General features: G+C 71.3%; 18 protein-coding genes and 1 pseudogene. 9 read left to right on the top strand and 10 right to left on the bottom strand.

What is annotated here, in order from left to right:
• Positions 1–1,369, top strand: a 1,369-nt coding sequence (locus IG62_RS0123445; protein ID WP_030806602.1) for a toxin glutamine deamidase domain-containing protein, incomplete at its 5' end; no start/stop codon positions are given.
• Positions 1,370–1,464: 95 nt separating this feature from the next.
• Positions 1,465–3,720: an SUKH-4 family immunity protein gene (locus IG62_RS0123440; protein WP_030806596.1), complete on the top strand. Its 2,256-nt coding sequence runs from the start codon at positions 1,465–1,467 to the stop codon at positions 3,718–3,720.
• Between the two features lie 42 nt (positions 3,721–3,762).
• Here IG62_RS0123440 and speB read toward each other — a convergent pair whose 3' ends face one another.
• Positions 3,763–4,746, bottom strand: a complete 984-nt coding sequence (gene speB, locus IG62_RS0123435; protein ID WP_030806593.1) for an agmatinase — start codon at positions 4,744–4,746, stop codon at positions 3,763–3,765.
• A gap of 164 nt (positions 4,747–4,910) precedes the next feature.
• Here speB and IG62_RS0123430 point away from each other — a divergent pair, with 164 nt between their 5' ends.
• Positions 4,911–5,708, top strand: coding sequence for a phosphatase (locus IG62_RS0123430; protein WP_030806590.1), 798 nt, complete (start codon positions 4,911–4,913; stop codon positions 5,706–5,708).
• 22 nt (positions 5,709–5,730) lie between these two features.
• Here IG62_RS0123430 and IG62_RS0123425 read toward each other — a convergent pair whose 3' ends face one another.
• The 5 genes and pseudogenes from IG62_RS0123425 to IG62_RS0123405 form a co-directional block, all read right to left on the bottom strand.
• Positions 5,731–6,816: an aldo/keto reductase gene (locus IG62_RS0123425; protein WP_078872183.1), complete on the bottom strand. Its 1,086-nt coding sequence runs from the start codon at positions 6,814–6,816 to the stop codon at positions 5,731–5,733.
• An 8-nt stretch (positions 6,817–6,824) separates the two neighbouring features.
• On the bottom strand, positions 6,825–7,289 hold the full coding sequence (locus tag IG62_RS0123420; RefSeq protein ID WP_030806583.1) for a MerR family transcriptional regulator: 465 nt from the start codon (positions 7,287–7,289) through the stop codon (positions 6,825–6,827).
• Positions 7,290–7,709: 420 nt separating this feature from the next.
• Positions 7,710–7,943, bottom strand: coding sequence for a hypothetical protein (locus tag IG62_RS47325; protein WP_030806576.1), 234 nt, complete (start codon positions 7,941–7,943; stop codon positions 7,710–7,712).
• 122 nt (positions 7,944–8,065) lie between these two features.
• Positions 8,066–8,409, bottom strand: a pseudogene (locus IG62_RS48925) (GNAT family N-acetyltransferase); the annotation flags it as partial.
• A gap of 75 nt (positions 8,410–8,484) precedes the next feature.
• A complete protein-coding gene (locus tag IG62_RS0123405) occupies positions 8,485–9,771 on the bottom strand; it encodes a hypothetical protein (protein ID WP_030806574.1) in 1,287 nt (428 codons plus the stop codon).
• A gap of 349 nt (positions 9,772–10,120) precedes the next feature.
• Here IG62_RS0123405 and IG62_RS0123400 point away from each other — a divergent pair, with 349 nt between their 5' ends.
• The gene (locus tag IG62_RS0123400; protein ID WP_030806570.1) at positions 10,121–10,321 is read left to right on the top strand and encodes a hypothetical protein; all 201 of its coding nucleotides are present in this window, start codon (positions 10,121–10,123) and stop codon (positions 10,319–10,321) included.
• Positions 10,322–10,647: 326 nt separating this feature from the next.
• On the opposite strand, the gene IG62_RS0123390 is transcribed toward IG62_RS0123400, so the two are convergent.
• The 3 genes from IG62_RS0123390 to IG62_RS0123380 all read right to left on the bottom strand — a co-directional run bounded on the left by IG62_RS0123390 (position 10,648) and on the right by IG62_RS0123380 (position 13,458).
• Positions 10,648–11,511: an acyl-CoA thioesterase gene (locus IG62_RS0123390; protein WP_030806563.1), complete on the bottom strand. Its 864-nt coding sequence runs from the start codon at positions 11,509–11,511 to the stop codon at positions 10,648–10,650.
• A 20-nt stretch (positions 11,512–11,531) separates the two neighbouring features.
• A complete protein-coding gene (locus tag IG62_RS0123385) occupies positions 11,532–12,689 on the bottom strand; it encodes an acyl-CoA dehydrogenase family protein (protein WP_030806560.1) in 1,158 nt (385 codons plus the stop codon).
• Between the two features lie 121 nt (positions 12,690–12,810).
• Positions 12,811–13,458: a TetR/AcrR family transcriptional regulator gene (locus tag IG62_RS0123380; RefSeq protein ID WP_030806557.1), complete on the bottom strand. Its 648-nt coding sequence runs from the start codon at positions 13,456–13,458 to the stop codon at positions 12,811–12,813.
• Positions 13,459–13,591: 133 nt separating this feature from the next.
• Between IG62_RS0123380 and IG62_RS0123375 the strand changes: the two genes are divergently transcribed.
• The 4 genes from IG62_RS0123375 to IG62_RS0123360 are packed head-to-tail and all read left to right on the top strand — an operon-like array spanning position 13,592 to position 19,378.
• Entirely contained in the window at positions 13,592–15,235 is a 1,644-nt protein-coding gene (locus IG62_RS0123375) for a carboxyl transferase domain-containing protein (RefSeq protein WP_030806554.1), read from the top strand.
• A gap of 5 nt (positions 15,236–15,240) precedes the next feature.
• Entirely contained in the window at positions 15,241–17,280 is a 2,040-nt protein-coding gene (locus IG62_RS0123370; RefSeq protein ID WP_078872182.1) for a biotin carboxylase N-terminal domain-containing protein, read from the top strand.
• The gene (locus IG62_RS0123365; protein ID WP_030806547.1) at positions 17,277–18,218 is read left to right on the top strand and encodes a hydroxymethylglutaryl-CoA lyase; all 942 of its coding nucleotides are present in this window, start codon (positions 17,277–17,279) and stop codon (positions 18,216–18,218) included. The genes IG62_RS0123370 and IG62_RS0123365 overlap by 4 nt, the downstream gene beginning before the upstream one ends.
• Positions 18,219–18,223: 5 nt before the next feature.
• The gene (locus IG62_RS0123360; RefSeq protein ID WP_030806544.1) at positions 18,224–19,378 is read left to right on the top strand and encodes an acyl-CoA dehydrogenase family protein; all 1,155 of its coding nucleotides are present in this window, start codon (positions 18,224–18,226) and stop codon (positions 19,376–19,378) included.
• A 236-nt stretch (positions 19,379–19,614) separates the two neighbouring features.
• Here the strand turns inward: IG62_RS0123360 and IG62_RS0123355 are convergent, their stop codons facing one another.
• Positions 19,615–21,231 (bottom strand): beta-N-acetylhexosaminidase, encoded by a 1,617-nt coding sequence (locus IG62_RS0123355; protein WP_030806542.1) that lies wholly within the window; start codon positions 21,229–21,231, stop codon positions 19,615–19,617.
• A 182-nt stretch (positions 21,232–21,413) separates the two neighbouring features.
• Here IG62_RS0123355 and IG62_RS0123350 point away from each other — a divergent pair, with 182 nt between their 5' ends.
• Positions 21,414–21,701, top strand: a complete 288-nt coding sequence (locus IG62_RS0123350; RefSeq protein ID WP_030806539.1) for a hypothetical protein — start codon at positions 21,414–21,416, stop codon at positions 21,699–21,701.
• The last annotated feature ends 22 nt before the right edge of the window (positions 21,702–21,723 follow it).

Raw genomic sequence — 21,723 nt, 5'->3', positions numbered from 1 at the left:
CGACCTCCGCAACAACGGCCACGGCTCCCAAGCCGTCATCGTCACCCAGGACAACAACGGCCGCGCCCACGCCTGGAACGTCGTCAACCACAACGGCAACATCACCTACGTCGACGCCCAAACCGGCAAAACCAGCAACAAACCCCTCCACGACGGCACCAACGGCGTCCACGCCATCCCCCTCGACGCCGACCGCCGCCCCACCGCCCCCACACCGACCGAGCACCACACCGGTGACCACGACCGCCCCACCGACCACGGCCGGCGGCCCGCCGCCGAACCCGCCGGCGCCGGCGAGAAGCGCAAACACCCCGGCGAAGCATCCGACATCGAGCGCGACGACCAGCGGCATCCGGTGCACGGCGAGCGGCCCGGCACCCACCAGGACGGCCTGCCGCCGGACGACGCCCAGGACCGGCTCCGGGCGAACGAGAACACCCCGGTCCACCAGATCCAGCACGATGTCCTGGACCAACAGATGCGGGACTGGGCCAACGACGGAAGCCTCGCCCGCGTCCTGCAGGCCGCGGCCGGGGACCAGCCCGGCGCGGACGGCCCGGTGCGGCTCAACGCCAACCAACTGGCCGAGCACCTGAACGGGTTCAACGACCTGAACCGCGGTGAGCGGATGGCCGTGGTCGCCACCCTCGGCCGGCTCAGCCACAGCTTCCACCAGGAATACGGCGTCCACTCGAACCCGGTGAACGACGGGAAGAGCTCGGCCGGTGCCGAACTGCACGAGCGGGCCGCCGCCAACAGGATGAACGCGCTGCTCCGCAACGTCGACAACCCCAGTGAAAACATCGGCAAACACGGTCCGGACCCGACCGGCCGGAATTACGCGGTCATCGAGGTGCACGGCCCCAATGGCGTCGAATACGTCGTGGATTCCTCGCACCCGAAGCACGGGGACGAACCCGGAAAACACTCCGAGAAGAACCTCGGTACCTGGCTGAAGGAAGCGAACCGGCTCTCCGGGAACAAGTACACCTTGGCCGGCCTGTATACGGAACGCGAGCCGTGCGGCGACAAGAAGGGCGCACTCGGCAAGCACAACTGTTCCGACTACTTGATCAAACTGGCCAAGGAGCAGGGCGGGGGCCAGCAGGTTCCCGTCTACTACAGCACGGTCTACCGCACGGACGCAGACGTGGTGCAGGAGCGGAACCGGATCCGGCAGGAGGAGATGAAGGCGGCCCGCGAGGAACTGGGCGTACGGAAACTCCCCAAGGAAAGGCTGCGGGAAATCGACGAAGAGGTACGCAGCCGCGTTCCGGATTCACCGGCGATGGTGGAACAGGACCGCCAGTTCGAGGAGCGGATCGACCGCATGCGGAACCTGTGGAGCATCATTGCCACCCAGGTATGACCTCGGCCACCCGAGGTAGGTGCCATGGTGCCGGGCCGTCAGCAGGTCGTCGGCTCGTGGCGGACCGTCAGCACGTCGTCAGCTGGTGAAGGGACATGATGTCGAGCCCCGGGAATTCCTACGAGGACATCCGTGCCGATGACGCCGTCGAGCGGATCCTCCGATGGTGGCGCGACGGGGAGCGGGAGCCGGTCACCGAACTGGTGGGGGCTCCGGAATCCGGCCGGACCGGGGTGCTCCGGCGGGTCCGTGACGCCCTGCCGGCCGCGGTCTGGGTGGACGCCACGGGGCTCACCGCCGAGGAGGTCCTGCAGCGTGTGTTGTCGGCTGCAGGAGTCGAGTCCCCGCCGCACCGCCGTGCGGGATGGCGCGGTGAACTGCGCACGTCGGACCTCGGCGAGCGCCCGGTGTTCCTGGCCAATGCACACCGCGCGGGCCGCACCCGGACCTCCGCCCAGCCGGAGCGCGTGGTCCGCACCCTGGCACGCGACCTGGCGCTCACGGCCCGCACCAAGGTTGTGGTGGAGGCCGATCGGCCGCCCCGGACACCCAGGATCCGGGGCCTGTTGGCGCTGCACCTGCAATCCGGGTCACCGGCCGAGGCTCCACCTGCCTCCGTGCCGCCCGCCGTGGAGGCCCTGGCACTGGCGGAGCTTCCGCGGACCCCGTTGACCGTGTGGCGCGAGCTGGCCGACGCCATCGGCGCCCACCTTCCCTCCGATGACGATGCGTTGGCGGAATTCGCCGGACAATTCTCCGACCTGCTCACCGTCGAGGGCGCCCGGGTCTCCTTCCTGGACGAGCGGACCGCCCGCCGGATCCGCCGGGGCGTCGACGAGGAGCGGTTCCGCGCCGCCGGCGGCCGACTCGTGGACCGGCTGACGCACCGGCTGTCGGCGCCGGGTCACCTCACCGACCCGGTCGGGGAGTACGCCGCGCACGCCCTGCCGATGCACGCCGTACGGGCCGGCCGGTTCGACGACGTCCAGCGCACCGGCGAGGTGCTGGCGCACCTGGACCAGGTGGCGCTGCTGGACGCGGCGAATTACCGGTCGCCGCGCCCCCTCGACCGGCGCTCACCGGCCGGCGACGCCGCCAACCTGTGGCTGAGCGGGGTCGACTCGCTCCCCCAGGGCACCTGGGCGTCCTGGCTGCACCTGATGAGCACCGTACGGGGCGACAGCGAGGTGGCGGCCGGTATCGAGCGCTCGGGCGTCCCGCTCCCCTGGAAGGTCCGCTGGGCGCACTGGCGTCCACCAGGCGGTTGGGATCTCGCACACCTGCAACCAGGCCCGCTGCAGTCCCTCACCGACGTCACCGCCGAGGTGTCGGCCGCCGCCGGCCGGCACGTGGTCGCCGGCCGGGGCGCCTGGGACCGCCGGGTGCGGATCTGGGACGCCGCGACCGGTGAGCAGCTCGGCGGCCCCTGGAGCGACGGCATCCCGCAGCCGGGCCAGTCGGAACCGCTCTGGCCGCGCGACCGCGACCCGCAACTCACCCAGCCATGGGTCCAGTTGACGAGCTACGGCAGCGAACCCGAGCTGCTGACCGACGCCGTCCGCCTCGACGGCCCGGACGGCCCGGACGGCCCGGACGCGCTGGTGGTGGTCGCCGGCCTGGGCGGCATTTTCGCCGTGGAGCCCGCACCCGCGGGTCCGGACCCGGACCCTTCCGGGAATCCGGCGGGTGCGGTGCGTCCACGGAGCCCGAGGGCCCTGGATGCCTTCGGTCCGGTCCACGGCGAGCCGTTCTTCGCACCCTTCGGCCGGGTCGACGGCGGCACCGACTGGCCCGCACCCGATAGCGCCGTGCTGGAGGAGCTGTTCGGGCCGGGCACCGTACAGCAGGTCCCGGCCGGCGCGCTGCCCGACGGGCTGCGGGACGAGGCGGCGCGCCGGCTGCTGACGGAGACCGGGCTGCCGGCGTTCCGCGGCGCGGAGATGCGGCTGGCCGTGCTCGCCGAGGAGCCGCTCGCCGAGCTGTCGGCGGAGCAGGTCTGGGAGTTCACCGAGGACGAGGACGTGCCCGAGTCGGCCGGCCGGGGCGCGTACTACCGGCTCGGCGTCTGGGGCGGCTTCCCGCTCGTCGTCGACGGCGAGGGCGGCGGCGTCTACGCGGTCCCCGCCGAGGAGGGGTACGGGTACGAGCAGCCCCTCGTCGCAAGCAGCCTGCCCGCCTTCGTGGCGATGCTCCAGGGGTACGTCCTGGGGCGGTGCCTCCTCCCCATGGCCGCCGGCCGCGCCGAACGCGAACGCATCCGGCACCTCATCGAGACCGACCTGGAGGCGATCGACGAGGAGGGGGCGGAGTCGCCGGCCTGGACGGACACCCTGTACGACGAGACCGACTGACCGCGCCCTCGCTCCTGCCTCCCCTCGCTCCGCCGCCCGGGCTCAGTCCTGCCGCGCGGCGGCGATCTGCCGGGACATGATCGTGGTCAGCTCGTACGCGGTGTGCGAGGCGGCCACGGCCGTGATCTCGGCGTGGTCGTAGGCCGGCGCCACCTCGACGACGTCGGCGGAGACCAGGTTGCAGGAGGAGAGCCCGCGCAGGATCTCCAGCAGCTCGCGCGAGGTCATGCCGCCGGCCTCGGGGGTGCCGGTGCCGGGGGCGTGCGCCGGGTCCAGGCAGTCGATGTCGATCGAGATGTACAGCGGCCGGTCCCCGATGCGCTGCCGCAGCTGGTCGGCGACCTCGTCGGCGCCGCGCCGGTAGATGTCCGAGGACGTGACGATGCCGAAGCCCATCTTCTCGTCGTCGGTGAGGTCCTTCTTGCCGTACAGCGGTCCGCGCGTGCCCACGTGGGAGAGCGCCGAGGTGTCGAGGATGCCCTCCTCCACGGCGCGGCGGAACGGCGTGCCGTGGGTGTACTCGGCGCCGAAGTACGTGTCCCAGGTGTCGAGGTGCGCGTCGAAGTGCAGCAGCGCGACCGGCCCGTGCTTCTTGGCGACGGACCGCAGCAGCGGCAGCGCGATGGTGTGGTCACCGCCGAGCGTCATCATGCGCGCGCCGGTCCCGAGAAGATCGTCGGCGGCCGCCTCTATGGTCTCGACGGCCTCGTTGATGTTGAACGGGTTCGCGGCGATGTCACCGGCGTCCGCGACCTGCGCCAGCGCGAACGGCGACGCGTCCTGCGCCGGGTTGTACGGGCGCAGCAGCCGCGACGCCTCACGGATCGCGTTGCCGCCGAAGCGGGCACCGGGGCGGTAGGAGACGCCGCTGTCGAAGGGCACGCCGACGACGGCCACGTCGGCCCGGCCGCCGACCTCGTCCAGGCGGGGCAGGCGGGCGAAGGTGGCGGGCCCGGCGTAGCGGGGGATGCGGGAGGAGTCGACGGGGCCGACGGGCTCGTGGGAAGCGCTGGCTGCGGTGGTCATGAGGCGAGGGTAGGGACGGCGCCGCCTCCCGCCCATGGACATTTCCGCCACGGAAAGAGGTGTGGCTTCGACATTTCGTCCAGCGCCGCCCGTATCCGTGCTCGCGTCTGTCCGGCGTACGGAACTCCCCCGCCCCGGAACATACGTCCGGGCACAATGGCGCTATGCCGATAGCCTCCGCAGCCGCCGTTCCGTCGCGCGCCGAACTCGTCGACCATCTCGTCCGCACCCGGATCGCCGGGGAGGTCGCCACCCCCCGGGAGAACAACCTCTCCCACTACCGCAAGCTCGCCAACGGTGACCGCTACTTCTGGTTCGGCCTGGAATTCGGCGACCGGTGGGCCGACGAGCAGGACGTACTGGCCGTGATGGCGGAGCGCTGCGGGGTGAGCGACGACCCGCACCACCGGCAGGGCCAGGACACCATCGACCCCGAGCTGACGGTGGACGCGCTGGAGCGGGCGGCGGCGCTGCTGCGCAAGGCGGCGGCCGGTGAGCAGCGGGTGCTGTTCGCGACCGGCCACCCGGGCGGCCTGCTCGACGTGCACCGTGCGACCGCCGCGGCACTCCGCGCCGCCGGCTGCGAGATCGTCGTCATCCCGGACGGGCTGCAGGCGGACGAGGGCATGGTCTTCCAGTTCGCCGACGTGGCGATGCTGGAGCGCGGGGCGACGCTGTGGCACACCCACTCCCCCGAGCCGATGGCCGCGATCCTCGACGGGCTGGAGCGGGCCGGCCGCCCACTGCCGGACCTGGTGGTGGCCGACCACGGCTGGGCGGGCTGCGCGGGCCAGCGCGGCCTGGACGCGATCGGCTTCGCCGACTCCAACGACCCGGCCCTCTTCCTCGCCGAGGCCGAGGGCACCCTCCAGGTCACCGTCCCCCTCGACGACCACGTCCGCAGCCCCCGCTACTACGACCCGCTGACGGCGTACCTGCTGGACGCGGCGGGGCTGGCCTGAACGGTCCGGCCGTACGGCGTCCTCAATCTTCCCGCGCCGCGGAGGTGAGGGACATGTCCGCATAGCGCTCGCCCGCCACCTGCCCGGCGATCGGCTCCAGCAGCGCCAGTTCGTCGGCGGTCAGCGTGATCCGGGTGGCCGCGGCGTTCTCCAGCAGCCGGCTCCGCTTACGGGTCCCGGGGATCGGCACCACGGTCAGGCCGTGCACCTCGGCCCGCTGCTGCACCCAGGCCAGCGCGATCTGCGCCGTAGTCGCGCCATGCTCGGCGGCGATCTTGTGCAGCGGCTCCAGCAGAGCGGCGTTCGCCTTGGCGTTGTCCCCGGTGTAGCGCGGCATCAACTGCCGGAAGTCGCCGCCGGAGAGCTCCTTGCCCGCGTCGGTGAAGGCACCGGTCAAGAATCCCCGGCCGAGCGGCGAGTACGGCACGAAGGCGACCCCGAGCTCGGCGGCCACGCCCACCGCGCTGCGCTCGACGTCCCGGCTGAAGACCGACCACTCCGTCTGCAGGGCGGTGATCGGATGCACGGCGTGCGCCTCGCGCAGCTCCGCACCGGTGACCTCACTCAGCCCCAGGTACTTCACCTTTCCCTCCCGCACCAACTCGGCCATGGCCCCGACGGACTCCGCCAGCGGAACGGCAGGATCGCGCCGGTGCATGTAGTAAAGGTCGATGACCTCCACGCTCAACCGGCGCAGACTCGCCTCGACGGCCTTCTTGATATAGCCGGGATCGTTGCGGATGGCCCGGTACTTCGGGTCGTCCGCCCGGTACTCGATGCCGAACTTGGTGGCCAGGGTGATCTCGTCACGGTGCGCGCCGACGAACGGCGCGAGGAACTCCTCGTTGGCCCCGACGCCGTACATGTCGGCGGTGTCGATGAGCGTGACGCCCGCCTCCACGGTGGCCTCCAGGGTGTCCCGGGCCGCCGCGTCGTCCGTGTCCCCGTACGCGACACTGATCCCCATGGCCCCGAAGCCCTGGACACCGACGAGGGGACCACCGGCCCCCAGCTCGACCTTACGGATCTGCTCGATGGCGTGGGTCGCGTTGTCATTGCTGGTGTGGGCATTGCTCGTGCTGGCATTGCTGGTGTTGGCGTTGCTCATGATGGCGCTCAGGCCCTTTCCGACGCCTGGGGGGCGCCCGCATAGAAGTCGATCTTGGCGTCGAGTACGGCGAGGGTTTCCTGCAGCTCTGCCATCCGCACAACGACCTCGCGCCGGGTCCGTTCGAGGATCTCCCGCCGCTCGCCGAAGGTGTCCTCACCACGCTGGACCAGCCCCGCGAAGTGCACCATGTCGGCGACCGGCATCCCGGTCATCCGCAGCCTGCGCACGAAGGCCAGCCAGTCCAGGTCCCGGTTGCCGAACCGGCGCTGGCCGTTGTGCGACCGCTCCACGTCCGGCAGCAGACCGATCTCCTCGTACCAGCGCAGGGTGGGCGCACTCAGCCCGGTGTACGCCGCCACCTCACTGATCGTGTAACGGTCCTGGCCGTCGGGCCGCGGATGCTCCGTCCCCGCGACCACACAAACGTCCACGGGCGGGGAGATCACGGACGTGCTGTCGATCACCGTCATGCCGGCAACGTTAGGACCTTCAAGTGCACTTGAAGCAAGCGCGGGGCGCGGGGCATCTCGACGGGGGGCCAGTGATGACTATCGGAGGGGGCGGGGTGACTTGCCTCGCGCAGTAGCGGCGCTTAAGAGCTTTAAGTGCTCGCACGCACCGGGGAGTTGATGGCTAGTGGGCACTCGGTCGCCGAACCGACATCTTGAACGGCTTTACCGGCAGACCGGCTGGATGCTGCGGCAGTTCGCCCCAAGCGGTGAACCGTATCGACACCGAGTGCGGAACTCCGCTCAAGTACCGCGAGCCATCGGCCCATCAGTGGCGTCAAGGGCACATCCGACCGCGCGCCAACTCTACGAACGGGCCCGCCTCGTGGCTCCGACCTCGCTCCTCACCTAGCGCGAGGGACACCGCCGCGACGGAGGAAATCAGCTGGCACTCATTCCGCAGTCAGGCCACTCACCTGCCTGCTCGTACATTGAGTTGATCTTTCGCGACGCCTTGAGGAAGGAATAGTCGATGCCCCCGTCGCCTGACCGCGTCCGGCGATTTCCCTTGTCCACGATCAGCTGGCGCGTCATCTCAGAAGCGTCCTCGCCGAACGAGTAGACAACGGCGTCGGCATCCTCAACCGTCTTTTTGAAATAGACCAGTCCCGCCACCCCGTTGTATCCACCTTTCACTGTCGACGTCACCCGTAACGATGGTTCCATCTCTCTGAGTGGCGCCACGGCCAGCCCGTACACGTCCATTCCACGGTCACTCGGCCTGGCCTCGCCCGGAGTCAACGCAAGGCCCTGATCATCGTGGTCAGGACCGGTGCGTCCGCTGGGGGCTGGGTACGGCCGATGTCCTCGTACCCCCAGCGCTGGTAGAGCCGGTGCACCTTGCCGTCCCCGGCGAGGGGATTGACCATGAGGCTGACATACGGCTCACTGCGCTCGGCGCAGAGGGCGTCATGGATAAGCCGAGCTGTTCCCTACCGCGCCAGGGAAGGCGAACGCCGAATTCCTTCAGAGCTACGGCGTTCCTGCCGGTGTCTTCGGCCGGTGGCGCAGGCGTGACACGTTTGCAGCAACGGTCCTCTGCATCCACGGTGTTGGCGTATGCGTAGCCGACGACTCGCCCCGCGCATGGGCACGGAACACGGTCCAACCGACTTCGAGGTGCTGCCACGGGTGTGCAGTCAGATGGCTTCCACGGTCAGGGCCATGCGGTGTTCGGCAGACAAGTGTGGGCGTACTCGTGCCAAGCACCGACGAGCCGACTGGACGGTGCGGTGATGCGGAGTTTGGTACCGAAGTCGCTGATCAGGATGGTGACGCGTGGGTGACGGGCGACGATTTCGGCCGGCACGGACATCGCCGTGGCGACGGCCGGACCGAGATCAGTCTGGCCGAGCTGGGCGTGAGCGAGGCGAGCGGTGTTGAGCGCCCGGTCGCGCTGCATATGGGGCTGGAGGCGCGTCAAGCTGCGGTGTGCATGGGCTTCGGCCTGCTCGAAGTTGCCGAGGCTCAGATGCGCGGTGAGGGCGAGTGAGGCAAGTTCTGCGCCATTGGCGACCGCCGCCATCCACGCCGGCCTGGCGAGTTCTGGGTCGGCCCGGTCGAGCGCGTCCTCGGCACGGCCAAGGGCACGCCGTGCGGCAGTGGCGTCGCCGGTGAGCGCATAGCAAGCCGCCTGCCTTGCATAACCCAAGGAGGCGAACATCGGGTCGCGACGGGTCACGAGCACATTTCTCGCAACATCATTCGCGGCAACGGCTTCGGTGGGGCACCCCATGTGCCGGTAAAGCGTTCCGGCGTGCGACCAGATCCGGAATTTGATTGCCGGGTCGGCCGCCAACTCCGCGAGTGCCTGAGCTTCGCGCATGTGCATGACCGCGTGGTCGTACCGCCGCCCGTCGATCGCGGCCCACATCGCCGAGGAACGAAATGCCGCTGCGCATCCGTAAATGTATGCCCGGACTCGCTGACTGGCGCCTCCGGAACTCTGTAGAGCCAGCGCTTCGTCGGCGAGGGCGGCCGCCTTCCGTTCGATGCCGGGCTGGCCCCCGTGCCTGTGGTCACTCACGACGATCTCGTCGAAGCGGCGCTGAAGACGCTGGACATCGCTTGCCCCGACGCGGCGATAGGAGGCGTAGTGAGGTGTGGCCGCGGCTGCGACCACGGCCGTCCCGGCGGCCAGGAAGCGACGGCGTTCCACGGGGTCCTCCGGCAGTGAGGCGGGGATGGACGACGCGCGACCCCGCGGTACGAACCCTAAGGCGGTGGCGGGCAGGCCGGTGACCTTCTCCAGCGCGACGCGGGTCGCGGACTTCGGCCACCGTACACGGCCCGCTTTCCAGTCCCGGATCGATGAGCCGTCCAGTCCCCCGAATCTGCCGGTGAGGTCCCCCACTGCCGAATTCACCGCTTCCGCCAGCGAATTGGAGCTGTAACCGTGCTCCTTCATCCACGCCTCAAGCGTCCTGTTCCGCGAGGAGTTCATGCACGCACGGTAACTCCGCGCTCACTTGGGCGTCAGCCAAAGGAGTTCCCAAATCGCCCTAGGCAGCGGGCATAAGAGGGCCCCTGATCTCCCTCAGAACGCTGCCCCGGTGCCGCGTTAGCTGGTCATGTCAGCAGCGATCTGGAGGACCGACCACGATGCCGACTGCATCAAACGCTCGCCGCACTCTCGCCGATGCCGCTCCGCGCCCCCGCTCGGGACCCGCCGTCGTACGCACCGATGCAAGATCTCTTCCGCCCGAGGCCCGCGCATTTCGCCACCGGCACGGCGACCCCATTAGCTGGGACTCCGGTGAATGGGCCGCCTACCTCGGTCTCGGAGGTGCGTCATGAACATTGGATGGGACACCGTTCCGGCCTCGAACTCGAAGACGTGGACGGTCGACGAGATCACCGGTAACGCCTGCCCCTGCTGCCACTTCGGCTACAGCCTGGCGCGGGAGAAGATCACAGGTCCGGACGATCTGCACGTGTGCCGGCCGTGCGCCGCCCGGCTCGGCCTCTGCACGGAAGCGGAGGCCGCCCTGTGAATCCCGGGAAACTGCCGGGAGTTGGCGATGAGGTCGAGTACGCACCGGAGCGGGTGGCTGTGGTCACCGATATCCGCAAGGGCGTCTTCTACCTGCGAAGGCCGGGAGTCAAGGAGTGGCCGGTGAATGACCCGGCCTCCTTGATGGTGCGGCGGACCCGAGTTGAGCGGATTGCGGCGGGGGACTTCCACTGAGGACGGCCAGCCCCCCGGTGGGGGTGCCATGCCCTAAGCGGCCGATGACACCCCTAGGGCCGTACAACCACCTCAAGACGCAACCGCCGCCGTCGCTCACCAGCCACGCCCGCCCCCGCCCCACCCGCCGCGCTACCCCCGCGGCACCCGCACGACCCCCTCCTGGATGACCGAGACCGCGAGTTGGCCGTGCTGGGTCCAGATGCGGGCCTGGCCCAGGCCTCGGCCGCCCGAGGCGGAGGGGGATTCCTGGTCGTAGAGGAGCCATTCGTCGGCGCGGAAGGGGCGGTGGAACCACATGGCGTGGTCCAGGGAGGCGCCGACGACGTCGCCGACGGCCCAGCCGCCGCGGCCGTGGGCGAGCAGGACGGAGTCCAGCAGCGTCATGTCGGAGACGTAGGTGGCCAGGCAGACGTGCAGCAGGGGCTCGTCGGCGACCTTGCCGCCCGCCTTGAACCAGACCTGGGAGCGCGGGGCGCGCGGTCGCCCGACGGTTCCCCAGGGCGGGGTGTCCGCGTACCGCAGGTCGACCGCGGAGCGGGCCTCGACCAGCCGTTCGGCGATGTCCGCCGGGAGGTGGCGGGGCAGCATCTCGGCGGCCGTCGGCAGGGATTCCGGGTCGGGCGCGGGCGGCATGTCCGTCTGGTGGTCCAGCCCCTCCTCGTACTCCTGGAAGGAGGCGGAGAGGTGGAAGATCGGCTGGCCGTGCTGGACGGCGACGACCCGGCGGGTGGTGAAGGACCGCCCGTCGCGGATCCGGTCGACGGTGTAGACGATGGGCGCGCCGGGGTCGCCGGGGCGCAGGAAGTACGCGTGCAGCGAGTGCGGCGGCCGGTCGGCGGGGACGGTGCGGCCGGCGGCGACCAGTGCCTGGGCGGCGACCTGGCCGCCGAAGACCCGGGGCACCAGCGCCGCCCGGCTCTGGCCGCGGAAGATGTCCTGCTCGATCCGCTCCAGGTCGAGCAGATCGAGCAGGGACCGGAGTGCGTCGTTCACGTGCGTGGGCCCCAACGGGCTTACAGGCCCATGGACTTGGCGATGATGGACTTCATGACCTCGCTGGTGCCGCCGTAGATGCGGTTGACACGGTTGTCGGCGTACAGGCGGGCGATCGGGTACTCGTTCATGAAGCCGTAGCCGCCGTGCAGCTGGAGGCAGCGGTCGATCACGCGGTGGGCGACCTCGGTGCAGAAGAGCTTGGCGGAGGCGGCCTCGGCGGGGGTCAGTTCACCGGCGTCCAGGGCCTCCAGGGCGCGGTCGGCGACGGCCTCGGCGGCGTCCACCTCCGCCTGGCAGGCGGCCAGTTCGAACTTGGTGTTCTGGAAGGACGCGACGGTCTTGCCGAAGACGGTGCGGTCCTGGACGTACTGCTGCGCGAACCGGACGGCGGCCTTGGCCTGCGCGTACGCGCCGAAGGCGATGCCCCAGCGCTCGGAGGGGAGGTTCTGGCCGAGGTAGTAGAAGCCCTTGTTCTCCTCGCCGAGCAGGTCCTCGACGGGGACCTTGACGTCGACGAAGGCCAGCTCGGCGGTGTCGGAGGTGCGCAGGCCGAGCTTGTCGAGCTTGCGGCCGATGGAGTAGCCCTCGGACGTGGTGTCCACGGCGAAGAGGGAGATGCCGTGGCGGCGGTCCTCGGCGGTGGGCGCGGCGGTGCGGGCGCAGACGATGACGCGGTCGGCGTGCACGCCGCCGGTGATGAAGGTCTTGGAGCCGTTGAGGACGTAGTGCGTGCCGTCCTCGCTCAGCTTGGCGGTGGTCTTCATGCCGGCGAGGTCGGAGCCGGTGCCCGGCTCGGTCATCGCCAGCGCCCACATCTCCTCGCCGGTGACGAACTTCGGCAGGTAGCGCTTCTTCTGCTCGTCGGTGGCGAGCATCTGGATGTACGGCAGGCCGAGGAGGACGTGCACGCCGGAGCCGCCGAAGGTGACGCCGGCGCGGGCGGTCTCCTCGTACATCACGGCCTCGAACTTGTGCGAGTCGATGCCGGCGCCGCCGTACTCCTCGGGCACCCGGATGCCGAAGACGCCCAGCTCGGCGAGCTTGTAGTAGAACTCGCGCGGGACCTGGCCGGCCGCGAACCACTCCTCGTGGACCGGTACGACCTCGCCCTCGATGAAGGCGCGTATGGTCTCGCGGAACGCCTCGTGGTCCTCGTTGAACACCGTACGGCGCATTGCTACGTCGCCTCCTCCAGGTCACCGGTCCAAACGCCCGTCTAAGCGCTTGCTCAGGCGAAAGCTACCGGCCGGTCACCTGGACTGTCCAGACCTCAACCACAAGGTGTGCGGCAGCGCACTACGCGCCCGCGGCCACCGGCCCCCCGGCCACCGGACCGCCCGCCGCCGGCGCCCCGGCCACCGCTCCGAAGGCCCCCAGCGCCAGCCGGTGCAGCAGCTCCGCCATCTCCGTGCGGCCCGGGAGGGCGCCGGGGCGGCCCAGATGGGGGGTGGAGTTCAGCAGGCCGAAGACGGCGTGCACGGCGGCCCGGGCCTGGGACTCCGAGGGGCCCGGGTGGACCCGGCGGACGACCTCCACCCACAGCTCGACGTACTGCCGCTGGAGCTGGCGCACCCGCTTGCGGTCGGCCTCGCGCAGCCGGTCCAGCTCGCGGTCGTGCACGGTGATCAGCGGGCGGTCGTCCAGTGCGAAGTCGATGTGACCGTCGATCAGTGCGTGCAGCACCGCCTCGGGGTCGTCGCCGCCCTCCGCGACCCGCATCCGGCCGCCCGCGAGGAGCCGCTCACTGATCCCCACCAGCAGCTCGGCGAGCATCGCGTCCTTGCCCGCGAAGTGGCGGTAGAGCCCGGGGCCGGAGATACCGACGGCCGCCCCTATCTCGTCCACGCCGACGCCGTGGAACCCGCGCTCGGCGAAGAGCCGGGCGGCCTCTTTCAGGATCTGCTCGCGGCGGCTGGTCGGGGCGGGGGCCTGCGCATTACTCATGCCGTCGATTGTAGACAGCCGGGTTAGTGGTCGTTAACCTGATGGAAATGACGTTAACGCCCATTAACCCGGATGCCCGGCGGCCGCGCACCGCGGTGGCCGGGCGGACGACCGAGCAAGGGGGCTCGTAGTGATGGAGCAGGCACCGGTGCTGGGAGGCGACGGGGCGTCCCTCGGCCGGAGTCCGAGGGACGATCCGGCCTCCGACTCCTGGCGGGCCAACGAGGCCGCACACCGCGAGCTCGCCGCCGAACTGCGCGAACGGCTCGCGGCGGCCCGCCTCGGCGGCGGCGAGAAGGCCCGGGCGCGGCACACCGCCCGCGGCAAGCTGCTGCCCCGCGACCGGGTCGACGCCCTGCTGGATGCCGGCTCGCCCTTCCTGGAGCTGGCGCCGCTGGCCGCGGAGGGGATGTACGACGGGGCCGCACCGGCCGCCGGGGTGATCGCCGGCATCGGGCGGGTCTCCGGCCGCGAGGTGGTGATCGTCGCCAACGACGCCACGGTCAAGGGCGGCACGTACTACCCGATGACGGTCAAGAAGCACCTGCGCGCCCAGGAGGTGGCCCTCGAGAACCACCTGCCGTGCGTCTACCTCGTGGACTCCGGTGGCGCCTTCCTGCCGATGCAGGACGAGGTGTTCCCCGACCGCGAGCACTTCGGGCGGATCTTCTACAACCAGGCGCGGATGTCCGGCGCCGGGATCCCGCAGATCGCGGCCGTCCTCGGGTCGTGCACGGCCGGCGGCGCGTACGTCCCCGCCATGAGCGACGAGGCCGTGATCGTCCGCAACCAGGGCACGATCTTCCTGGGCGGGCCGCCCCTGGTGAAGGCCGCCACCGGCGAGGTCGTCACCGCCGAGGAGCTGGGCGGCGGCGAGGTCCACTCCCGCACCTCCGGCGTCACCGACCACCTCGCCGAGGACGACGCCCACGCGCTGCGCATCGTCCGCACCATCGTCTCGACCCTCGGCGAGCGGCCCGCGCTGCCCTGGACGGTGCGGCCCGTCGAGGAGCCCGCGGTCGATCCGGCCGGGCTGTACGGCGCGGTGCCGGTGGACTCCCGCACGCCCTACGACGTGCGGGAGGTGATCGCGCGGATCGTGGACGGCTCGCGGTTCGCCGAGTTCAAGGCCGAGTACGGCACGACGCTGGTGACCGGCTTCGCGCACCTCCACGGCCACCCGGTCGGCATCGTCGCCAACAACGGCATCCTGTTCTCCGAATCCGCCCAGAAGGGCGCCCACTTCATCGAGCTGTGCGACCAGCGCGGCATCCCCCTGGTGTTCCTCCAGAACATCTCCGGCTTCATGGTCGGGCGGGACTACGAGGCGGGCGGCATCGCCAAGCACGGCGCGAAGATGGTCACGGCCGTGGCCTGCACCCGGGTCCCCAAGCTCACGGTCGTCATCGGCGGCTCGTACGGCGCCGGCAACTACTCCATGTGCGGCCGGGCCTACTCCCCCCGCTTCCTGTGGATGTGGCCCAACGCCAAGATCTCCGTGATGGGCGGCGAGCAGGCCGCCTCGGTCCTCGCCACGGTCAAGCGCGACCAGATGGAGGCCCGCGGCGAGGAGTGGAGCGCCGAGGAGGAGGACGCCTTCAAGGCCCCCGTCCGCGCCCAGTACGAGACCCAGGGCAACGCCTACTACGCCACCGCCCGGCTCTGGGACGACGGCGTCATCGACCCGCTCGAGACCCGCCAGGTCCTCGGCCTCGCCCTGACCGCCTGTGCCAACGCCCCCTTGGGCGAGCCGCAGTTCGGCGTCTTCCGGATGTGAGAGGAATGCCCACGACCATGTTCGACAGCGTCCTGATCGCCAACCGCGGCGAGATCGCGGTCCGCGTCATCCGCACGCTCCGCACGCTCGGCATCCGCTCCATCGCCGTCTTCAGCGACGCGGACGCCGGGGCCCGGCACGTCCGCGAGGCCGACACGGCCGTACGGATCGGCCCGGCCCCGGCCGCCGAGAGTTATCTGTCCGTCGAGCGGCTGCTGGACGCCGCCGCCCGCACCGGCGCCCAGGCGGTCCACCCCGGCTACGGCTTCCTCGCCGAGAACGCCGCCTTCGCCCGGGCCTGCACCGAGGCGGGCCTGGTCTTCATCGGCCCGCCGGCCGACGCCATCGAGCTGATGGGCGACAAGATCCGCGCCAAGGAGACGGTCCGCACGGCCGGCGTCCCGGTCGTCCCCGGCTCCTCCGGCAGCGGCCTGGACAACGCCCAACTGGCCGCCGCGGCACGGGAGATCGGCATGCCCGTCCTGCTCAAGCCGTCCGCGGGCGGCGGCGGCAAGGGCATGCGGCTGGTCCGCGAGGAGGCGCTGCTCGCCGAGGAGATCGCCGCCGCCCGCCGCGAGGCCAGCTCCTCCTTCGGCGACGACACCCTCCTCGTCGAGCGCTGGATCGACCGGCCCCGGCACATCGAGATCCAGGTCCTGGCCGACGGCCACGGCACCGTCCTCCACCTCGGCGAGCGCGAGTGCTCCCTCCAGCGGCGCCACCAGAAGATCATCGAGGAGGCCCCGTCGGTCCTGCTGGACGAGGCGACCCGGGCCGCGATGGGCGAGGCGGCCGTGCAGGCGGCCCGCTCCTGCGGCTACCGCGGCGCCGGCACCGTCGAATTCATCGTCCCGGGCAAGGACCCCTCGGCGTACTACTTCATGGAGATGAACACCCGCCTCCAGGTGGAGCACCCGGTCACCGAGCTCGTCACCGGCCTGGACCTGGTGGAGTGGCAGCTGCGGATCGCCGCCGGCGAGCACCTCCCCTACGCCCAGGACGACATCACGCTCACCGGGCACGCGGTCGAGGCCCGGCTCTGCGCCGAGGACCCGTCCCGCGACTTCCTGCCGACCGGCGGCACGGTCCGTTCGCTCCACGAGGTCGACGGGGACGGGGTGCGCACCGACTCCGGCCTCACCGAGGGCGGCGAGGTCGGCAGCCGGTACGACCCGATGCTCGCCAAGGTCATCGCGCACGGCCCGGACCGGGCGAGCGCACTGCGCCGGCTGCGGGCCGCGCTGGCCGACACCGTCACCCTCGGCGTGACGACCAACGCCGGGTTCCTGCGGCGGCTGCTGGCCCACCCCGACGTGGTCTCCGGCGAGCTGGACACCGGGCTGGTGGAGCGGGAGGCGGCCGGCCTGGTCGAGGCGGGCGTCCCGGACGAGGTGTACGCGGCGGCCGCGGCAGTGCGGCAGGCCGCCCTCGCACCGGCGGTGGACGCGGCCGGCTGGCGCGACCCGTTCGCCGCACCCAGCGGCTTCCGGCTCGGCGGCCGGCCCGCCCCGGTGCGCCACTGGCTGCGGGTGCCGGGCCACGACCCGGTGGTCCGCGAGGTCCTGCCCGGCGGCCCGGAGGACACCGCCGAGGTCGCGCCGGACCGCGTCCGGATCACCGTCGACGGGCTGGTGCACACCTTCCACCGCAGCGGCGACTGGCTCGGCAGGGACGGCGACGCCTGGCAGGTGGCCGACCACGACCCGGTGGCGGCCGCACTGCGCGGCGCCGCCGGGGCGCACGGCGCGGACACCCTGGCCGCCCCGATGCCGGGCACCGTCACGGTCGTCAAGGTCGCGGTCGGCGACGAGGTCACCGCGGGCCAGGGCCTGCTGGTGGTGGAGGCGATGAAGATGGAACACGTGATCTCCGCCCCGCACGCCGGGACGGTGACCGAACTGGACGTGACGGTCGGCTCGACCGTCGCCATGGACCAGGTGCTGGCCGTGATCGCCCCCCTGGACAGCACCGACGACGCGGACGGCACCGACGGTACCGACGGCTCGGGCGGCGCCGACGGCGCGGACGCGGAGGTGGCGTCATGACCGTCACCGGACTGCCGATGGAGGTCGCCGCGGAGGGCCTGCCCGCCCGCGTGCGCATCCATGAGGTCGGCGCGCGCGACGGCCTGCAGAACGAGCAGACCGTCGTGCCCACGGAGATCAAGGCCGAGTTCGTCCACCGGCTCGTCGACGCGGGCCTGCCGGTGGTGGAGGCGACCAGCTTCGTGCACCCCAAGTGGGTGCCCCAACTCGCCGACGCCGAGCGGCTGTTCCCGCTGCTGGGCGACCTCGACCCGCACCGGCTGCCCGTCCTGGTGCCCAACGACCGCGGCCTGGACCGGGCGCTGGCACTGGGCGCGCGCCGGATCGCGGTGATCGGCAGCGCCACCGAGTCGTTCGCCAAGGCCAACCTCAACCGCACGGTCGACGAGTCGCTGGCGATGTTCGCCCCGGTCGTCGCCCGCGCCAAGGAGGCCGGGGTGCACGTCCGCGGCTATCTGTCGATGTGCTTCGGCGACCCCTGGGAGGGCCCGGTGCCGGTTGCGCAGACGGTCCGGGTGTGCCGGGCGCTGCTCGACATGGGCTGCGACGAGCTGAGCCTCGGCGACACCATCGGCGTGGCCACCCCCGGCCACGTCCAGCACCTCCTCGCCGCCCTGAACGAGGCGGGCGTACCCACCCCGAAGCTGGGCGTGCACTTCCACGACACCTACGGGCAGGCACTCGCCAACACCCTCGCCGCGCTCCAGCACGGCGTCACCACCGTCGACGCGTCGGCGGGCGGCCTCGGCGGCTGCCCGTACGCCAAGAGCGCCACCGGCAACCTCGCCACCGAGGACCTCGTGTGGATGCTGCACGGCCTCGGTATCGACACCGGCGTCGATCTCGACCGGCTCACCGCCACGAGCGTGTGGATGGCCGATGTCCTGGGCCGCCCGAGCCCCTCGCGCACCCTGCGTGCCCTCTCCCACAAGGAGTGACCACCATGTCACTGGACCACCGTCTGCCCGAAGAGCTGGAGGAACTCCGGCGTACGGTCGAGGCGTTCGCGCATGACGTCGTCGCCCCGAAGATCGGCGAGTACTACGAGCAGCATGCGTTCCCGTACGAGATCGTGCAGGAGATGGGCCGGATGGGCCTGTTCGGCCTGCCGTTCCCCGAGGAGTACGGCGGGATGGGCGGCGACTACCTCGCCCTCGGCATCGCCCTGGAGGAGCTGGCCCGGGTCGACTCCTCGGTGGCGATCACCCTGGAGGCGGGCGTCTCGCTGGGCGCCATGCCCCTCTACCGCTTCGGCACCGAGGAGCAGAAGCGCGAGTGGCTGCCCAAGCTGTGCAGCGGGGAGATGCTCGGCGCGTTCGGCCTGACCGAGCCGGACGGCGGCTCGGACGCCGGCGCGACCCGCACGACCGCGGTGCGGGACGGCGAGGAGTGGGTGATCAACGGCAGCAAGTGCTTCATCACCAACTCCGGTACGGACATCACCGGCCTGGTCACGGTCACCGCGGTCACCGGCCGCAAGGCCGACGGCTCCCCGGAGATCTCCTCGATCATCGTGCCGTCCGGCACCCCCGGCTTCACGGTCGCCGCCCCGTACTCCAAGGTCGGCTGGAACGCCTCGGACACCCGGGAGCTGTCCTTCTCGGACGTCCGGGTGCCGGCCGGCAACCTGCTGGGCGAGGAGGGCCGTGGCTACGCCCAGTTCCTGCGGATCCTCGACGAGGGCCGGATCGCCATCGCGGCGCTGGCCACCGGCCTGGCGCAGGGCTGTGTGGACGAGTCGGTGAGGTACGCGAAGGAACGTCACGCCTTCGGCAAGCCGATCGGCGCCAACCAGGCGATCCAGTTCAAGCTCGCCGACATGGAGATGCGGGCGCACACCGCCCGGCTGGCGTGGCGGGACGCCGCCTCCCGGCTGGTGCACGGCGAGCCGTTCAAGAAGGAGGCGGCGCTCGCGAAGCTGTACTCCTCCGAGATCGCGGTGGACAACGCCCGCGAGGCCACCCAGATCCACGGCGGGTACGGCTTCATGAACGAGTACCCGGTGGCCCGCATGTGGCGGGACGCCAAGATCCTGGAGATCGGCGAGGGCACCAGCGAGGTGCAGCGGATGCTGATCGCGCGGGAGCTGGGGTTCTGAGTTCTGATCCCTTTGGGGGCGGTCGAACAGATCCCGTAGGGGGTGCGAGCGCCCCCTGTGGGCCACAACGGGGTGGGCTCCGGCGGAATTCCGGGGCCCACCTCCGTTGTGGCGCACCTGGCACAGATGGCGCATGTAGCGCACGTAGCGCCCCACACTTCGTGCCGCGCACCGTTACGCGGCGTGCCGCGCACCGTTACGTCCTGGCCCGCACCGTTACGCCATGCCGCGCGCCTTCAACCCGCCGGCCAAGGGACTTCCGGTGAGCGGTAGTAGTGGATGCCCAGCGCGTCCCAGCGGGGGCCCTGGGCGGCCAGCCGGAGCTTGTAGGAGCCCCAGTCGTGGCTCGCGCGCGGGGACCAGCCGAGCTCGGCGATGCCGGGCAGCCGCGGGAAGGCCATGTACTCGATGTGGGCGGAGGTGGAGAGGGTCTCGGACCACAGCGGCGCCTCGACGCCCCGGATCGCCTCGCCGGGCGCGCCCTGGAGGTAGCTCCCCGGGTCCCAGTCGTACGCCCGCCGGACGCCCACGTAGCCGGCCCAGTTCAGGCCGAGCGGGGTGTCCTTGTCGTACTTCATGTCGAGGTAGGCGCGGTCGGCGGGCGAGAGGATCAGCCCGGTGCCGTTCCGGGCCGCGTCGGTGACCTGCTGCCGCTCGGCCGCGCCGGTGGCGTCGTAGCCCCAGTACTGGGCGAGGGCGCCCTTCGCCGGGTGCGCGCCGGTCAGCTGGTGCCAGCCGATCACGGTCTTGCCGTACTTGGCGACCACCGGCTGCACCTTGTCCATGAAGGCGACGTAGTCCGCGTGGCCGGTGGAGTGCGCCTCGTCGCCGCCGATGTGGAGGTACGGGCCCGGGGTGAGCCGGGCGATCTCGCGCACGACGTCGTCGACGAAGTCGTAGGTCACCTTCTTGGGGACGCACAGCGAGCTGAAACCGACGTGGGTGCCGGTGTAGAGGGGCGGCGCGACGCCGTTGCAGTTGAGGTCGGCGTAGGAGGCCAGCGCGGCGTTGGTGTGGCCCGGCATGTCGATCTCGGGGACGACGGTCAGGTAGCGGTCGGCGGCGTAGCTCACGATCTCGCGGTAGTCGTCCTGGCTGTAGTAGCCGCCCTTGCCGCCGCCGACCTGGGTGGAGCCGCCGTAGGTCGCCAGCCGCGGCCAGGAGCGGATGGCGATCCGCCAGCCCTGGTCGTCGGAGAGGTGCAGATGCAGCTTGTTGATCTTGTACATCGCCAGCTGGTCGATGTAGCGCTTCACCTGGTCGACGGTGAAGAAGTGCCGGGACACGTCGAGCATCGCGCCGCGGTAGCCGTAGCGCGGGGTGTCGGCGATGGTGCCGCCGCCGATCCGCCAGCCACCGCCGGGGGGCACGCCGGCCCCGGCCCGCTCGCGGTGCTCCCCGGCGGCCGGCGGCAGCAGCTGGCGGAGCGTCTGGACGCCGTGGAAGAGGCCGGCGGGCCGGCGGGCGCCGATGGTCACCGCGCGGCCGTCCACGCGCAGCCGGTAGCCCTCCGCGCCGAGATCCGCGGTGCCCCGGCCGCCGAGCCGCAGCACGATGCCGTCGCCGCCCTTGGTGGTGACCGGCAGGGCGTAGCCGGTGGAGGGGCGCAGCAGGCCCGCCAGATAGCCGGCGATCCGCCGTGCGTCGCCGGAGCCGCCGGGCACCCGGATGCGGGTGCCGGCGCCGATCGTGTACGGGGTGCCGCCCTCGTGCACCGCCGCCGGGGCGGGCACGACGTGGTCGAGGGGGACGGTGGGGGTGGCGGCCCGGGCGGTGGGCGGCGGTGCGGCGGCGGTCCCCAGTGCCGCCGCCACGGTCAGCAGCAGCGAGCCCAGTAGTCTGCGTCGTCTCATCGACGGTCCCTTCGGCGAGCGTCGGGCATGTCATGGCATGGAGCGACCGAGCGGTGACCATGCGTACCGCGAGCCTGGAACGGGGTCAAGGTGTAGACCACTTTCCCGCACCCAAACCGGGTACCTGCCCGATATCGGGCAGATTTCTTGCGAATCCTGGCGGCTCCCCGCAGTATCTACGGGTGCTCGAACGCCGGAACCGCGCGGATGCGCCACACGAAGACCTGGTGGACCACCTGGTGCGCAGCACACCGCTGCAGCGCGGTGAGGCCACCCGGGTGGTGCTGGACGTGCTGGCGTACTTCGACGAGACGACGGAGGAGTTCGTCCGCCGGCGCCATCGGGAGCTGCAGTCCCAGGGGCTGCGGAACGAGGAGATCTTCGAACGGATCCGCCACGAGATGCCGCACCGCGCCGTGGCCCCGCCCGATCTCTCCGCCCGCCAGCTGCGCCGCCTCGTCTACGGCTGACCGGTCCACGGCCGGCGCCCGG

Origin of the sequence: Streptomyces sp. NRRL S-337, assembly GCF_000720175.1 — a bacterium.
GTDB classification, from domain to species: domain Bacteria; phylum Actinomycetota; class Actinomycetes; order Streptomycetales; family Streptomycetaceae; genus Streptomyces; species Streptomyces siderophoricus.
Note: the sequence above shows the minus strand (reverse complement) of the source record. Positions and strands in the feature narration are given on the sequence as shown.